This is a genomic window from Streptomonospora wellingtoniae, from assembly GCF_031845375.1.
In the GTDB taxonomy this organism is placed as follows: domain Bacteria; phylum Actinomycetota; class Actinomycetes; order Streptosporangiales; family Streptosporangiaceae; genus Streptomonospora; species Streptomonospora wellingtoniae.
In genome coordinates this window covers 98715-114392 of sequence record NZ_JAVREK010000010.1, presented here as the reverse complement: position 1 = coordinate 114392, position 15678 = coordinate 98715, and the positions used below count along the sequence as shown (strand labels likewise).

The 15678-nt window shown below is 70.1% G+C and carries 13 protein-coding genes and 1 pseudogene; 8 read left to right on the top strand and 6 right to left on the bottom strand.

Features of this window, described 5'->3' with window-relative positions; genetic code table 11:
• Window positions 1–252 precede the first annotated feature (252 nt).
• From RM446_RS11575 to RM446_RS11560, 4 genes are all read right to left on the bottom strand, one after another.
• Window positions 253–1203 (bottom strand): hypothetical protein, encoded by a 951-nt coding sequence (locus RM446_RS11575; protein ID WP_311545231.1) that lies wholly within the window; start codon window positions 1201–1203, stop codon window positions 253–255.
• Between the two features lie 60 nt (window positions 1204–1263).
• Window positions 1264–1767: a hypothetical protein gene (locus RM446_RS11570; RefSeq protein WP_311545230.1), complete on the bottom strand. Its 504-nt coding sequence runs from the start codon at window positions 1765–1767 to the stop codon at window positions 1264–1266.
• Window positions 1768–1772: 5 nt separating this feature from the next.
• The gene (locus RM446_RS11565; RefSeq protein ID WP_311545229.1) at window positions 1773–4394 is read right to left on the bottom strand and encodes a hypothetical protein; all 2622 of its coding nucleotides are present in this window, start codon (window positions 4392–4394) and stop codon (window positions 1773–1775) included.
• A gap of 323 nt (window positions 4395–4717) precedes the next feature.
• Window positions 4718–5095: a hypothetical protein gene (locus RM446_RS11560; RefSeq protein ID WP_311545228.1), complete on the bottom strand. Its 378-nt coding sequence runs from the start codon at window positions 5093–5095 to the stop codon at window positions 4718–4720.
• Between the two features lie 134 nt (window positions 5096–5229).
• Here RM446_RS11560 and RM446_RS11555 point away from each other — a divergent pair, with 134 nt between their 5' ends.
• Entirely contained in the window at window positions 5230–5619 is a 390-nt protein-coding gene (locus tag RM446_RS11555; protein ID WP_311545227.1) for a hypothetical protein, read from the top strand.
• Here RM446_RS11555 and RM446_RS11550 read toward each other — a convergent pair.
• Complete coding sequence (locus RM446_RS11550) at window positions 5556–6344, bottom strand: hypothetical protein (protein ID WP_311545226.1); 789 nt, start codon at window positions 6342–6344, stop codon at window positions 5556–5558. The genes RM446_RS11555 and RM446_RS11550 overlap by 64 nt on opposite strands.
• A 110-nt stretch (window positions 6345–6454) precedes the next feature.
• On the opposite strand from RM446_RS11550, the pseudogene RM446_RS11545 reads away from it, so the two are divergent.
• Both RM446_RS11545 and RM446_RS11540 read left to right on the top strand, forming a co-directional pair.
• Window positions 6455–6847: pseudogene (locus tag RM446_RS11545) on the top strand (DUF5753 domain-containing protein); the annotation flags it as partial.
• Between the two features lie 175 nt (window positions 6848–7022).
• On the top strand, window positions 7023–8075 hold the full coding sequence (locus tag RM446_RS11540) for a hypothetical protein (RefSeq protein ID WP_311545225.1): 1053 nt from the start codon (window positions 7023–7025) through the stop codon (window positions 8073–8075).
• 82 nt (window positions 8076–8157) lie between these two features.
• Here the strand turns inward: RM446_RS11540 and RM446_RS11535 are convergent, their stop codons facing one another.
• Complete coding sequence (locus RM446_RS11535; protein WP_398695012.1) at window positions 8158–8970, bottom strand: hypothetical protein; 813 nt, start codon at window positions 8968–8970, stop codon at window positions 8158–8160.
• A gap of 190 nt (window positions 8971–9160) precedes the next feature.
• Here RM446_RS11535 and RM446_RS11530 point away from each other — a divergent pair, with 190 nt between their 5' ends.
• The 5 genes from RM446_RS11530 to RM446_RS11510 all read left to right on the top strand — a co-directional run bounded on the left by RM446_RS11530 (window position 9161) and on the right by RM446_RS11510 (window position 15592).
• Window positions 9161–10900: a carbon starvation CstA family protein gene (locus RM446_RS11530; protein WP_311545224.1), complete on the top strand. Its 1740-nt coding sequence runs from the start codon at window positions 9161–9163 to the stop codon at window positions 10898–10900.
• Window position 10901: 1 nt separating this feature from the next.
• A complete protein-coding gene (locus RM446_RS11525) occupies window positions 10902–11177 on the top strand; it encodes a cory-CC-star protein (protein ID WP_311545223.1) in 276 nt (91 codons plus the stop codon).
• Window positions 11178–11336: 159 nt separating this feature from the next.
• Entirely contained in the window at window positions 11337–12170 is an 834-nt protein-coding gene (locus tag RM446_RS11520; protein ID WP_398695010.1) for an ArsA family ATPase, read from the top strand.
• A gap of 160 nt (window positions 12171–12330) precedes the next feature.
• The gene (locus tag RM446_RS11515) at window positions 12331–13038 is read left to right on the top strand and encodes a CDP-alcohol phosphatidyltransferase family protein (protein ID WP_398695008.1); all 708 of its coding nucleotides are present in this window, start codon (window positions 12331–12333) and stop codon (window positions 13036–13038) included.
• 55 nt (window positions 13039–13093) lie between these two features.
• Window positions 13094–15592, top strand: a complete 2499-nt coding sequence (locus RM446_RS11510; RefSeq protein ID WP_311545221.1) for a mannose-1-phosphate guanyltransferase — start codon at window positions 13094–13096, stop codon at window positions 15590–15592.
• Window positions 15593–15678 lie beyond the last annotated feature (86 nt).

Below are 15678 nucleotides of genomic sequence, written 5' to 3'. Positions count from 1 at the left end.
GGTCCGTCTTCCAGCCCTTGCGGCAGGGATGCTCGTTTGGATTGCTTCGACTGCGAGAGCGCTTCCCGACCTGACCGACCGTGAACCGGGTTGGTCGGCGACATGCGATGGTGCGGAGACCGGGAATGGCCGAAGTCCGTCCCCGGTGTCGAGCGGTAGAGGTCGGTGTCGAGAACACCGTCGCGGTCGCAGAGCGGCCGCTTCGGCTGACCGGGGGTGGTCGATGAGGGAGCGCGTCGCCGTCTGCGGACGTCAGCGTCGGCCCTCTGGATTCCACCACCAGTGGTGTCGCGGAATGCCGGTGGGTGCGGCGGCGAATGGGATGCGCTCCCGGTCCTCGGCGAGCGTGTCGTCCAGCTGCCCATCGATATCGGAGATCTCTTCGATGTCGATCAGCGAGAACGCCGAAGAGCCGAGAAAGTGCTCGAAGGCGGTCTCCAGCGCCGAGCGGTAGAGGCAGGCGCCGTACCAACCACTCTCGCGATTGAGCGAGTAATCGCAGGCATCGGTGACGTAGGCGTCGAGCAGCCCTCGATTGGCCGCGAGGTGTTCGGCTATCCCCACGGCTCTGCTTGTGTCGCTGAGCTGTTCGGAGTCGGCCGAGGCGGCCGCGCCGACAAGCATGAGCATCGCGCGGTCGAAGGACAGGGCGCCGCTGCGGAGGTCGGCCTCAGCTTGGCCCAGGTGGTCGGCGGTGCTACCGCTGAATGCGTGGATGGGGCCGTGCACGGTGTTTCTCGGCCAGCCGAAGGACTGCAGCCAGGCGCTGCCTCCGCGTACGCGCACGACGGCCTCCAGGGTGGAGCGGACACCTGCCGGCTCCCCGATCATGTGATGGAGGACGACCGTGCGCCCGCCGTCGTACGCGGGGCGGTCGGCGACAGCAACGCCTTCGGCGACCACCAGGGAAACGGCGGTGTAGAGGTCGGCGATCCGAGACTCTCCGCGCCGAACGGACAACGGGATCTCGCCGGAGCGTTGCAGCGACATCGCGGCGGCCTCGATGGGTGAATCGAAGTCGATCGAGGCGGCCTGCTCCCGGAGTTGATCAACGAGCGATACCGAATCCATTTCGGTATCGACGCGCGCCCCGCGGCGCTCCTGGTCTCGGACGACGCTAATGTCGGCGTCCAAGCGCTGTTGGACACCGCCGGCGGAAATGCGGGCAGCTGCGAACTCTCCGGGGGACGGGATCTCGGTCATCGCGACGCTCCAGGATCATGTGTTGGGCCAAGGATCGGAACAGCGGACGGGGACCGCCGTTCACCTGCCCTTCGTCCACCACCAGTGTGAATCGGGAACCCAGCCGGGGATCCGCACGTCGCCGAGAGGTTCGACGTTCGGACGAGGGCTGTCCAGGATCTCATCGATCTCCTCGATCTCGCCGCGGTCAGGCTCCGGGATCACTTCCTCGATGTCCATGAACTCGTCGGAGAACAGTTGGACGGCCGACCTCATGAACCGGGCAATCGAGTAAGAATTCGGTTCCCAGTCCGTTGCATAATTGTAGCACTCGGCAATATATATTGCAATTCGGTGCGGATTCTCGCCGGATGTTATTTGCTCCACGACTTCGTCCTTGAACTGTCGCGTCTCCGGTGTGTCCGGGAAGCGGTTCCCCAGGGCCACGTAGAGTTTGGGTATCCACTCCAGTGCCGTCTCTCCTCCGATTCTCCCGCCTTTGCCCTCGATTCCTCGCCTCAGGAACTCGAGTATATTCCCCTTGATCTCTTCCGGGGAGTCGCTGGGGGATTCCCCACTGGTCATTCCTATCACCCCATCGCCGCGCCGTACGTCTTCATGATGACCAAGCCGTCAGGACGTATCACCAGCAATGCCTGCAGTGTCTTTGTCTCCCCGGTTTCCTCGTCGACGTACTCGCGCCGGTACTTGAGGTCTATGCTTCCGTCCGTGTTGGTCGTGGATTCGGCAAGGTCTCCGTCTCTGATGGTCGTGACCGCACTTTGGTGATACGAGTCTACCTTGTTCGATCCCTGTTCAGCTGCGGGGAGTTCATTGAAGTGCTTGTGAGAGTGATAGGACGCCGATGTCGGGTGTCCCATTGTGATCCTATCGGCACCCTCGTCTACGGCTTGGTCGAGGCGTTGCGGAATGTCAGAGGCATCGATCTCGAGTGGGGAGTCTCCCCATGAGCTGAGTACGTCCTCGTGGTCGGACTCCAGCTTCTGCGTCATCTCCGCCATATCCGGCATGCGTTCAAGGGCAGCAGAATTTCTAGACATTCCCTCATGGGCCGACGGTCCCGATACCTTGAGCTCGTGTACCTGCTCTCTGAATATCGCATGGTAGTACTCGTAGCGGTAGGCGAATTCTCGGGGGTCGGAGGCGCCATCGAAAGCAAACTCGATCGCCTTCGGCTGAATGGTTGTGCGAATTTTTCCCGGAAACTGCTGATTAAGGGCGCCGTGCACCCTGTTCCACTGGTCTCCGTCCCGGGGGTGGTCTCCGAAGAGTCGGGTGATCTGCTCGTCTGTGAGTCCTCCATTGCGGAGCGCCTGCTCGACGTTGTCGGCATTCCTTAAGCGCTGCTCGCGCTCGGCATCGTTGAACTCATTGGATGCCCCGGACGCCTCATCGTCCTTCCCGCTCCTGCTCGATTGCGTGGGGTCGTTCCCGCCCGCTGGAGGGCGGCCCTCGTGTTCGTCACCTGAACCCTTTTCGGTTTCGGGTGTGGAGGGCTCCTGTCTGTCGGGGTCGTCGGCGTTGGAGCCTTCAGGCCGGTCTGATCCCGTTCCCGGGTCATCGTGGTCCGGCCTGTCGTGAGGCCCAGGCGTTTCGTCGTCCGGGTGTGTCGAGGGCGGGTTCGACCGCGGATCTGATGGGGCCGGCGTCTGCGACGGCGAGTCCGGCGGGCCGCCGGAGCCCGGCGGGCGGCCGCCCCCGCCGCCTCCGTTGGGCGGTTCCCCTGGCGGTGGTCCGCCCTCGCCGGAGGGGCTCGGCGTCAAGCTCGGAGAGGGCGACTCGGTCGGCGACTGGGCGGGTCTGGGGCTGGTCGAAGGCGGATCGCTCGGACCTTCGGCGTTGGCCTGGATGCCGGGGGTGTCGTTCGGGGCGCCGACCAGGGCCGGTTCGCGCTGCTCGACAGTCTCGGCGAGGTCGCCCGCCCGGCGCATGGTGTCCTCCCAGCCGAGTTCGGCCGCCATGTCCTCCCAGTCGGCGAGCTGGTTCTGGATCTCCCGGGTGGTGGGGATCCCGCTGCGCGGCCCCGCGCCGTCGATTCCGAGGTCGACGTCGGTCCGGTTTCCCGAAGCCGGGGAACCGGACGCCGAACCGCTGCCGCCGCTGTCGCCGCCGTGCCCCGAGCCCGGGCCGAGATCGCCGAGCTTGCCCAAGGTGCGCATGACGCGGGTGCCCCGCCAGGCCAGCAGCGGGACGCCGGCCACGGCCCCCACGCCCGAGGCGGTCAGCGCCACTCCGGCGACGATGCTGCCGATGTTCACCACACTCTGGGTGATCACATAGCCGGGGCGGTCCCCCCACTCGTTCCAGGGCACCATGGAGTGGGCGACAGCCTTCCAGGCGGTGTCCGCAGTCGACCAGCTGAATCCGCCGGGGCCGTAGCCGGCGAGCATGCCGACGCCCGCGATGGTGTCGCTCCAGGTCTGGGTGGCGTTGTCCCACATGGCCGCGGGATCGAGGGTCCAGTCGCCCTGGCCGTCGTGCAGGCCGACCAAGCCCAGGGTGTCCTTGACCGATCCCCACGTGAGGTCGACGACGGCCGCGCCGACGTCGGCGTACCACGGCGCGTCGTGCTCCTGGGGGACAGCCCACGGGGTGGCGACATCCTCGGGCGCCTCGGTGTAGCCGTAGGACTGCTCGCCCTTTCCCGGGTCCGGCTGGGCTCCCGGGTCGGCGGCCACGAACGTCGTGCCGCCGAACAGGGCGGTGATCTTGTTGGCGCATTCGCGTTCGGCGGCCATGAAGTCGTTCTGGACCTTGATGAGGTCGTTGTTGAGCTGATTGAACTCCTCGACCTTGTCCTCGTCGGAGCGCCAGTCGTCGTCGGCCTCGATGTGGTCCTGCATGTCCTGGGCGTCCTGCTTGAGGGCGCGCCAGCGCTCCAGAATGGGGCGCGCGTCGGCTGCGAAGTCCAGCAGGGCGTCACCGGCGGTTCGGGCCGCGTCGCCGACCTCGTCGCCCTTGGCGGCTACGGGGTCGATCGCGGAGAAGAGGGCCTCATCCTCGGGCGCGCTGTAGACGCCCTGCAGACCGCCCCAGGCTGACGTGATGTCGTTGCCGAGGTCGCGGACGTCCTCGCCGTCGCCCTTGATGGCGCGAGCGGCTTCTTCCAGGTCCTCGACCTTGACCGGGGGGATCGTGATCGCGCTGGGGTCGATGCCGTCCGTGAGACCTGGGGGGATCTCCGTGTTCATGCGCCGCCCTCTCGCCATGCCTTTCCCGTGTGGTCCGGGCATTACCTTAGGGCGCGCATCGCGGATGAAATGGGCGGTTCGCCCCGCTTTGCGGAAATGCAAGTCGCGGCCGGCGCCGAGAGCGGGGAGGGTGTCGGAGCCGTCCCAGCGCAGCGCCGGGCGCCGTGCGGACGACGGAGGAAAGCTGGCCGAAACCGGACACAGCTGGTCGAAGTAGCATCACGCGCAGTTATGGGGCCCTGCGTCCCGCAGTGGCCCACGGTGCTCGGCGGAGGCTGCCGCATGGGTTGCGAGTGACAGGGGTCCCTCGCGCGGAGGACGGGTCATTCGGAGGGCGGGACGAGGTGTGCGGCGCCGGCGAGTGCCGCAAGAGCGGGGATCGCCGCCCACCGGACCCAGGGGGTGCGGCGCAGGGCCCAGAGGCCGACGAGCACCGCGACCTGGCAGAGAGCGAGTCCCCCGGTGGCGTAGGTGGGCGTCATGTCGTGCGTGGCGCGCGCGGCTGCGCACGCGGCCTTCTGCTCGTGCTCCAGGATCAGGACGCAGATGCCGGGCACGCTGTGGACCCAGGAGAGCGCCAGCGTATAGACGGTGGTCGCGGCCCCCAGAAGAGTGGCCGCGATCAGGAGGACGACGGCCGAGAGCGGGAGAGCGCCTCCTGCCCGGCCTGAGCCGGGGGCCGCTGAATGGCGGGTGGTCACTGCGGCAGGCTACCTGCCGCTCTGCCGCCCCGCCGCCCGGCGTTCCTGCCTCCGAACTGCGCTGATGCCGCGCGTCCGGGCCCGGGGCGCCCCGAGTCCCCGGTCGCCGGCCAGTGCGATACGCTCGCGCCGTGATGAGCACAAAGGCAGGTGGACGGCGGCTCGGCGCCGTACTGATCGCTTCCGCGGTACTCGCCTCAGGGTGCGCTATCGATCCCGACCAGCTGCCCGGCGTGTACCGCAACGACGCGACCGGCGGTGAGATCGTACTCGAGTCCGACGGGACGTTCTCCGCCACGGACGTCAGGACGGACGGGTCCTCCGGCCCCCACGACTTCAGCGGCCGTTGGGAGTTCCTCGACAGGCAGGAGTCCAGCGACTGCATCTACCTGTCGATCGACGACGGCGGGCTCGGCAGGACCTCCGGTGTCCAGCTCTACGCGAGCGGCCAGGAGGAGGTCTACTTCCGCCACGATCCGGACGGGCCGCCGACCTCGGTGCTCACCCGGGTGGCCGCACCGTAGACCCGTGCGTGCCGAATCCGGCGCGATGGCAGCCCGCCCGGCGGCCGATGCGGCGAGCGCCATGACCGGGCCTTCTTGCCGCGCCTCCGGGAGACCAGGGAAACGAAGGCGCGCCCCGCAGGGCGCTCACACGCCCGAGCCCGGGTGGCCCGCGCTGCGCGATTCCGCCCTGGCGATCCCCTCGCGGCAGGCGCGGACCACGTCGCGGTGGTTGCGGTAGCGCGAGAGCAGGAGTCGGGGCTGTGGCGGTGGGCGAAGGCGAAGGCCGGCTCCCCGGTGCCCTCCAGCGCCGCGCCGTCGCGGCGCCACAGCTCGACCGCGCCGCCGGGCTCCTCGGGCCAGGCGCGGGCGGTGACGGTGTCCACCCGCGGCGCCGCGCCCTCGGCGCCCGGGCGCACCAGCAGCGCGTCCTCGCCGCGCCTGCGGGCGGGGATCTCGTGCTCCTCCTCCAGCGCGGTCAGGGTGATCAGCACCCGCGGCATCCACCACCAGTTCTCGCGCCGCGCCATGAGCCCGTCGGCGGGGCGGCCCGGACGAGGGCGACTCGGCCGTCGGCGGGGCGGGTTTGGGCTTGGTCGAAGGCGGATCGTTTGGGCCTTCGGCGTTCGCCTGGATGCCGAGGTGTCGTTCGGGGCGCCGACCGGGGCCGGTTCGCGCTGCTCGACCGTCTCGGCGAGGTCGCCCGCCCGCCGCATGGTCTCCTCCCAGCCGAGTACGGACGCCATGTCCTCCCAGTCGGCGAGCTGGTCCTGGATCTCCCGGGCGGTGGGGACCCCGTTGCGCGGACCAGCGCCGTCGAGCTTGAGGTCGAAGTCGGGCCGGCCGCCCGCCCGGTGACGACGCGGCGACCGACCGCCTTCTAGCGGCCCGCATGGGGCGCCGGGAACTGCTGGAGCGAGAACAGCCGCCGCTGATATGGGTGGTCGTCGACGAAGGAGTCCTGCGCCGCCCCATAGGCTCGGCGGAGGTGATGGCCGCTCAGATCGACCGGCTTCTCACAATGGCATGCAAGCCGTTCATCCAGCTCCAGGTCCTCACTTTCGCCGAAGGCGTCCACGCGGCGATGGAGGGCTCTTTCACCACATTGGAGATGAGCGACGGCGGGCATCTCGCCTACACCGAGGCCCCGGAAGCAGCCGGGTCGTCGCGGACTCCGCGGAAGTGGAGAATTGCGTTCAACGATTCGAATCCCTCAGCGCCGCGGCGTTCTCCCCGCACGAATCCATGACGTTCATGTCCCGGTACGAGGAAGCGCATTCCGGCAACGGCGGCATCCGCCCCTTCTGACCGGCGCCTGCGCGCGGCAATTCCGCCCGCCGGCGACGCCCGGATGCGGCGCCCGCTCGGCGGGGCACTACTAGGCTGTCGCCCCGGTGCGGTAGGAACGACGAGTCGGGAGCGGTGTGGGCTGGGACGAGACCGACGTGCGGGTCAAGCGCGCGGTGGTGAGCGCAGCGGTGGGGGTGCTGCTCGCGGGCGGCGGACTCGGGCTCAAGGAGCTGGCGCCCGGCGACCGGCTAGCCGAAGCGTGCAACGGGATGCTGCCGGTGGCGGACGTGCTCGCGGCGACGGGCATCACGGCCACCGGCCTCGGCGGGCCCGCCCTCGATCTCGCGGGTCACGAATTCGACGCCGCGGGCGGATGGGAGCCGGACGGACTCGCGACGACCTGTCGGGTGAACGACCTCGAAGTGTGGATCGATCTGGCGACCTCCACCACCGCGCCATGGGCCTTCCAAGGCGTCCCGGACTCCCCGCTCCCGGTCCCGTTGAACGCCGGCTGGTCGGGCTTTCTCCTGCCCGGCGACGGTGACTCCGGTGAACGCGCCGTCTCCGTGCTGGTCGACTGCGCCGACTGGCATCGCCGGGACGGCAGCGGCCTCAAGGTGACCGCCGTCCTGGACGCGATCGACAGCGGTTCCCCCGCCGCGGCTCTCGCGGTCGCCCGTGTTGCCACCGGTGCCGCGGAGCGGGCGGCGGAACGGACCGGCTGCGCCAGCGACCTCGGCGGCCGGATCGACACGCTCGACACCGCGGCCGCCACGCCCGCGCCCGTCCCCGCAGACCGCGCCGACGGCACCTGCGCGGGCGTGACCTCGCACCCGCGGGTACGCGAGACCGCGGCACGGACGGCGCCGGTCGAATCCTGCCTGCTCACCGGGGAACTCGTGCTGCGTTCCTATTACGGGCCCTACGTGACCGGGGACGAGCGATTCGGGTACGAGACGCCCACCGGCGCCCTGGCCTACGCGGTGTGGGGCTCCGCGGAATGCGGTGGAGCCCTGGACACGGCGGTCTACACGCTGAGGCCCCTTTCCGCCGACGACGGCCCGCGCAGCTTCACGTCCGAACCGCCGACCGGAAGCGAGTACGGGGACCTGCGGCACTTCGCCAAAGCGTCCGCCGAGCGGCACGGCTGCTCTTCACCCGACTTTCCCGCCGAGCCGCGCGCCTGAGCGACTGCACGCGCCGGCCCGGGCGGCGGCACGGGCGCGGCGGATTGGCGGGCTTCGGCGCCGCCCGGGCGAGCCTCCTCCCTCAGCCCGAACCCGATAGCCCCGCCCGGGACTCGGCCCGGGCGATCCCCTCGCGGCAGGCGCGGACCACGTCGCGGTGGTTGCGGTAGCGCGAGAGCAGGTTGTAGGGGCGAAGGGGGGCCTCTTCGGGGGTTCCGGTGGCGGCGGTGACCGCGAGGTGCTCGCCCTCGGTGCGGCCGGTGCGCCACCAGCGCTCCCAGCGTTCGAAGTCGGGGCTGTGGCGGTGGGCGAAGGCGAAGGCCGGCTCCCCGGCGCCCTCCAGCGCCGCGCCGTCGCGGCGCCACAGCTCCACCGAGCCGCCCGGCTCCTCGGGCCAGGCGCGGGCGGTGACGGTGTCCACGCGCGGTGCCGCGCCCTCGGCGCCCGGGCGCACCAGCAGCGCGTCCTCGCCGCGCCTGCGGGCGGGGATCTCGTGCTCCTCCTCCAGCGCGGTCAGGGTGATCAGCACCCGCGGCATCCACCACCAGTTCTCGCGCCGCGCCATTAGCCCGTCGGCGCGCAACCGGGTCGGGGGGTGCTTGACGATCTCCTGCTCCAGCAGGTGGTCGGCGAACCGCTTGCCTTCGAGGTCGAAGCGGATGTCGACCGGTCCGGCGGCCACGGTCCCGCCCGGCGCGTCCTCGGACGCCGGCTCTGTGACGGCGAAGGCGGCCCGCCCCGAAGTCATGGTGTCGACCGCGTCCAAGTGCGCCAGGGGCAGCGCCACGCACGGGAGGTCGTCCCAGACGAGCGGCACCACCGGGATGCCGACGGGGCCGTCGGACCCGGACCAGCACATCTCGGCGGTCGTCGATCGCCGCCAAACCGTGACCATGTTCAGCAAGGCCCGCCCTTTGTCCACGAGGAAGCACATGTTAATTTCTGGTGACTTTATTCGATCTTCGATGGTTTGTGTCCCGGTCAGCGGCGCCTCGGCGATCGGCCGCTTCCTCCGATGCCGAGCCGATGCGCGGCTCGGAGGGGGTGCAGGCCCCGTGTGCAGACGTGTGACCTAAGGACAGCCAATGCCAGCAGCCGTAGTCATGGTCGTGGTCCTCGCGATATTCGCACTGGGCTACCGGTACTACTCGGCGTACTTGGCCAAGCGCGTTTACGCGCTCGACCCGGCGTTCGTGACACCGGCCCACACCTACCGCGACGGTATCGACTTCGTTCCCACGAACAAGCACATCGTCTTCAGCCACCACTTCATCTCCGTGGCCGGCGCCGCCCCGATCGTGGGGCCGGCCGTCGCGGTCTTCTGGGGCTGGGGGCCGGCCCTGCTCTGGGTGGTGGCGGGCACGGTCTTCGCCGCCGGCGTGCACGACTTCGGCGCGCTGGCAGTCTCGGTCCGCCACAAGGCCAAGAGCATCGGAACGCTGGCGGGCGAGGTGATCAGCGCGCGCTCGCGGGTGCTGTTCCTGCTGATCCTGTTCTTCCTGCTCACCATGGTCAACGCGGTCTTCGCGGTGGTCATCGGCATCCTGCTGGACGGCAACCCGGCCGCGGTGCTGCCGGTGCTGGTCACCATCCCGCTGGCCATCGGCCTGGGCCAGATCGTCTACCGCCGCCGGACCGCCGCGCTGGTCCCGTCGATCATCTGCCTGGTCGTGGTCTACGCGTTCATCCCGCTGGGCGTGGCGGTGCCGGTCTCCCTGGGCCCGCTCGCCGGCGCACTGGGCATGTCGGCCCAGACCCTGTGGGTGCTGCTGATCTTCGTCTACGCGTTCTTCGCCTCGCGCCTGCCGGTGTGGATGCTGCTGCAGCCGCGCGACTACGTGAACCAGCTGCAGATGGTGCTGGCGCTGGCGGTCATCTTCCTGGGCGTCGTGGTCGGCTGGGACACCATCGTCGCCCCGGTCGTCAACGACGTGCCCGCCGGCTCGCCGCCGTGGTTCCCGCTGCTGTTCGTGACCATCGCCTGCGGCGCCGTCTCGGGCTTCCACAGCCTGGTCTCCTCGGGCACCACCTCCAAGCAGCTGGACAAGGAGACCGACGCCCGCTACGTCGGCTACCTGGCCTCGTCCGGTGAAGGCGCGCTGGCGCTGTGCTCGATCCTGGCCTGCACGGCCGGCGTGGTCGCCACCGCCGGCGAGTGGGACAACCTCTACGTCGACTTCGCGACCGCCTCCGACGGCGCTGTGGGCAACTTCGTCAACGGTGTGGCCGGGTTCGCCGGCAACCTCGGCGTCCCCCTGTCCGTGGGCGCGGTCTTCGCCGCGATCGTCGTGATCAGCTTCGCCGCGACCTCCATGGACACCGGCGTGCGTTTGCAGCGCTACATCATCCAGGAGATCGCCGAGATCAGCGGGTTCCGGCCGCTGGCCCGCAACCTGACGGCGGCCACCCTGGTGGCGGTGCTGATCCCGCTGGGCCTGGCGCTGATCCCGGGCAACTTCGCCTTCGGCACACTGTGGCAGCTGTTCGGCACCACCAACCAGCTCACCGCCGGACTGGCGCTCTCGGTGATCGCGGTGTGGGTGACCAAGAAGAGCCGCAACCCGATCGCTGTGCTCGTGCCGCTGGTGTTCCTGGTGATCATGACCACCTGGGCGCTGGTGATCAATCTGATGGGCTTCCTCTCCTCCGGCGACCCGATGCAGATGTTCCTGCTGGCGCCGCTGGACGTGGCCATCTTCGTGCTGGCCGTCTGGCTGATCGTCGAGGCGGCGATCGCCCTGCGCCGGGCCTTCGCCGAGCGCGGCGCTCCGGCGCCGGAGGCCGCGTCGGCCGACGAGACCGCGGGCACCGACGAGAGTCAGTGACGTGACCGGGAGGTGGGAGCGGCTGCGCAGTGCGTGGCGCCGCATCGAGGCGTTCCACCAGGAGTGGTTCGACGCCCGCTGGCGCTACGCACTGCGCCGCGAGGCCCGCACCCAGCAGGACACACTGCGGGCCATGCTGCTGCTGCAGACGCTCGGCGTGGAGGACCCCGCCGGCTATGAGACGCTGGACCTGATTCCGTACATGGTCGCCGACCTGCACGAATGGCATCAGAGGATGGGTCGGGAGACCTTCGGCGACTCCGGGGTGTGCTGCTGAGTCCCCGGCGGGCCGCGAGAGGCAGGGGGTGCGGCCGTGGCCGCCCACGAGCAAGCGGGGCCCGCCGACCGTGCCGAGGCCGCGGACGGGGAGAACGGCGTGGTCGGCGCCGAGACCCTCGCCTTCTTCGGAGGCAAGGGCGGCGTGGGCAAGACGACCATGGCGGCCTCCGCCGCTCTCGCCCTCGCCGACCGGGGCCTGCGCACCCTGCTGATCTCCACCGACCCCGCCCACTCGCTCGGCGACGCGCTGGAGATCCGCCTCGGCGAGAACCCGCGCCGGGTCGCCGACAACCTGTGGGCCGCCGAACCCGACGCCGAGGCCGCGGTGCGCCGCCGGGTCAAGCAGGTCACCGACGACGCCTACGCGGCGCTGCCGCGGGAGATCATGCCTGCGGTCCAGCGCCACCTGGATCACGCCGCCGCCGGCCCGGGCATGACCGAGTCCGCGCTGAACGACCTGCTCATAGACGCGATGGACCGGGTGCCGGGGGAGTGGGACCGGTTGGTCGTCGACAGCGCCCCGACCGGGCACCTGCTGCGCATGCTGCACATGCCCACGCTGCTCACCCCCTGGCTGGAGGGCTTGGCGCGTCAGCGGGAGCGCGCCGTCGACGCCGACCGCTTCGCCGCGGGCGTGGTCGGGGGCTCGGCCGAGCCCGAGCGCGACCCGCTGCTGGACAAGCTGCATGCGCGCCGCCTGCGGCTGGAGCGCGCAGCCGAGCGGCTGCGCGCCGACGCAGCGGTGCACTTGGTGCTGCTGCCGCGCCGGATGGTGCTGGCCGAGACCGAGCGCGCCGCGGACGAGCTGTCGGCGGCGGGGTTTCGCCTTGGCCCGGTGGTGCTCAACCAGGTGCCCCGAATTCCTGACACCGCGGTCGTCGAGGCGGTTCGAGCGCGTTTCGGGCGCTACGGAATCCACTGCTGCCGGCTCCGCGACGAGGAGCCCACCGGCGCCGACCGTCTGCGTGCGCTGGACCTGTCACCGTTGTAACCGCGCGTTTCCGCTGTAACCTCCCCGCTATAACCCGAGCCTGTGCCGGGTAAGCTCGCTATTCGGACACTTGGGAGGTGGGGTGGCGAGCCGAGTGAGCCCGCGCGCGCAAGCGCGCTCCGCAGGCGACCGCGTATGGACCGTGCCGAACCTGCTGAGCATGCTGCGCCTGGTGGGCGTGCCCGTGTTCCTGTGGCTGGTCCTGGTGCCCCAGGCGGACTGGTGGGCGCTGGGCGTGCTGGCCTTCGCCGGGATCTCCGACTGGCTCGACGGCAAGATCGCGCGGGCCTGGAACCAGATGAGCCGGCTGGGCACGCTGCTGGACCCGATGGCCGACCGCCTCTACATCTTCGCCGCGCTGCTGGGGCTGGTGATGCGCGGCATCGTGCCGTGGTGGCTGATGGCGGTGCTGGTGCTGCGCGATGTGCTGATGGTGCTGGCGCTGCCGGTCCTGCGGTATTACGGCTACGGCACGCTGCCGGTGAACTTCGCGGGCAAGGCCGCCACCCTCTGCCTGCTCTACTCCTTCCCGTTGCTCTTCGTAGCCGAATACGCCGGAATCGTCGGTGATGTGGCGCGCGTCGCGGGTTGGGCGTTCGCAATCTGGGGAACGGCTATCTACTGGTGGGCCGGGCTGCTGTACGCGGTGCAGGGGCGGCGATTGATCGCGCACGCCCGGCGGGCCGACCATCCATCGGGCACGGGTGAAAACGCCCTGCCCGGGGTAGCGGCCACTTCCGGCCACGTCAGCCGCGGGGCCCCGGACCCGGCGCAGTCGGACCAGACGGCTCCCGGCCGCGGTTCCCAGAGCCCCGGACCACCACCCAGCGGCACGAACAACAGGAAGGGAGCGACATCCCCACCATGAGAACGCGCCCGAGGGCGTCCGGCCGTCCACATCGCGGGGTCTGGGGGTGGCCCCGATGAAGGCCGTAGTCATGGCCGGAGGAGAGGGCACCCGCCTCCGCCCGATGACCGCCAACCAGCCCAAGCCACTCCTGCCCGTCGTCAACCGGCCGATCATGGAGCACGTCCTGCGACTGCTCAAGCGGCACGGCTTCGACGACACCGTCGTGACCGTCCAGTTCCTGGCCACGCTGATCCGCAACTACTTCGGCGACGGCGAGGAACTCGGCATGAACCTGCACTATGTCGCCGAGGAGGTGCCGCTGGGGACCGCCGGCAGCGTCAAGAACGCCGAGGAGTACCTGCGCGGCGAGCCGTTCATCGTCATCTCCGGCGACGCGCTGACCGACATCGACCTGAGCGACATGGTGCGGTTCCACCGCGAGAACGGAGCGAAGGTCACCATCGGACTCAAGCGGGTCGAGAACCCGCTGGAGTTCGGGATCATCATCGTCGACGAGCAGGGGCGGGTGCAGCGGTTCCTGGAGAAGCCGACCTGGGGGCAGGTCTTCTCCGACACCGTCAACACCGGCATCTACATCATGGAGCCCGAGGTCCTCGACGAGGTCGCCGAGGGCGAGGTCGTCGACTGGTCGGGCGACGTGTTCCCCAAGCTGCTCAAGGAGGGCGAGCCGCTCTACGGCTACATCGCCGACGGCTACTGGGAGGACGTCGGCACCCACGAGAGCTACCTGCGCGCCCAGGCCGATGTCCTCTCCGGAAAGGTCGACGTCGAGATCGACGGCTTCGAGGTGTCGCCGGGCGTGTGGATGGCCGAGGGCGCCGAGGTCGATTCCGAGGCCGTGCTCAAGGGCCCGCTCTACATCGGCGACTACGCGAAGGTCGAGGCCGGCGCCGAACTGCGCGAGTTCAGCGTGCTCGGCAGCAACGTGGTGGTCCGCTCCGAGGCGTTCCTGCACCGCACCGTGGTGCACGACAACGTCTACATCGGTGCGAGCACCAACCTGCGCGGCTGCGTCATCGGCAAGAACACCGACGTCATGTCCAGCGCGCGCGTGGAGGAGGGGGCGATCGTCGGCGAGGAGTGCGTCGTCGAGTCCGAGGCCTACCTCTCCAACGACGTCAAGGTCTACCCGTTCAAGACGATCGAGGCCGGAGCGGTCGTCAACACCAACGTCATCTGGGAGTCGCGCGGCCAGCGCTCGCTGTTCGGCCAGCGCGGGGTCTCGGGCCTGATCAACGTCGAGATCACCCCCGAGCTCGCCGTGCGCCTGGCGAGTGCGTTCGCCACCACGCTGAAGAAGGGGTCGGTGGTCACCACCTCGCGCGACGTCTCCCGGGCGGCGCGCGCGCTCAAGCGCGCGGTCATCAGCGCGCTGACCGCGTCCGCCATCGACGTGCGCGACCTGGAGGTCGTGCCGCTGCCGGTGGCGCGCTTCCACACCTCCCAGAGCGGGGTGGCCGGCGGAATCAGCCTGCGCACCTCGCCCGGCGACCCGCAGTCGGTGGACATCATGTTCTTCGACGAGCGCGGCGCCGACCTCTCGCCGGCGGCACAGCGCAAGCTGGAGCGGGTGTTCTCGCGCGCCGAGTACCGCCGCGCCTTCCCCGGCGAGATCGCGGAGCTGTCGTTCCCCTCGCGGGGTGTGGAGAACTACGCCCACGACCTGCTGCGCACCGTCGACACCACGGGCATCGGCGAAGCGGGCCTCAAGGTGGTCGTCGACTGCGCCGGGGGTACGGGGTCGCTGATCCTGCCCGCGCTGCTGGGCCGGCTCGGTGCCGACGTGCTCACCGTCAACAACCGGCTGGACGAGGACTCGCCCACCGACACACTGGCCAAGCAGATGCGCGACCTGCAGTACCTGGGCGAGCTGGTGTCCTCCTCCCGGGCCGACTTCGGTGTCCGCTTCGACCCCGTGGCCGAGCGGCTGTCGGTGGTCGACGAGAACGGCCGGGTCGTCGACAACGAGCGCGCCCTGCTGGTGATCCTCGACCTGATCGCCGCCGAGCGCGGGGGCGGCCGGGTCGCGCTTCCGGTGACCACCACCCGCGTGGCCGGCCAGGTCGCCGGGTACCACGGCGTCGACGTGCAGTGGACCCCGACCGCCGTCGACGAGTTGGCCAAGGCGGCCCAGGCCGACGACATCGTGTTCGCCGCCGACGGCCGCGGCGGGTACGTGGTGCCCGAGTTCTCCCGCACCAGTGACGGCATCGCCGCGTTCGTGCGGCTGCTGGGGCTGGTGGCGCGCACGCGGCTGTCGTTCAGCGAGATCGACCGGCGCATCCCGCAGGCCCACCTGCTGCGCCGCTCGGTGCCCACACCGTGGGCGGTCAAGGGCAGCGTGATGCGTGCCGTGGTCGAGGCGTCGGAAGGACGCGAGGTCGACACGACCGACGGTGTGCGGGTGGTCGAGCCCGACGGCTCCTGGGCGCTGATCCTGCCCGACACCTCCGAGGCGGTCACCCATCTGTGGGCCGAAGGCCCCGACTCCGACACCGCCCAGCGGCTGCTGGAGGAGTGGGCCCAGGTGGTCGAACAGGCCGAAGGCTGAGTCGGGGAACCGCCGGAGGGCCCCGACGGGTCGGCACAGCCCCCTGCGCGCCGTGGATATGGTTTAGAGTCGAGTGTTCCCCACTG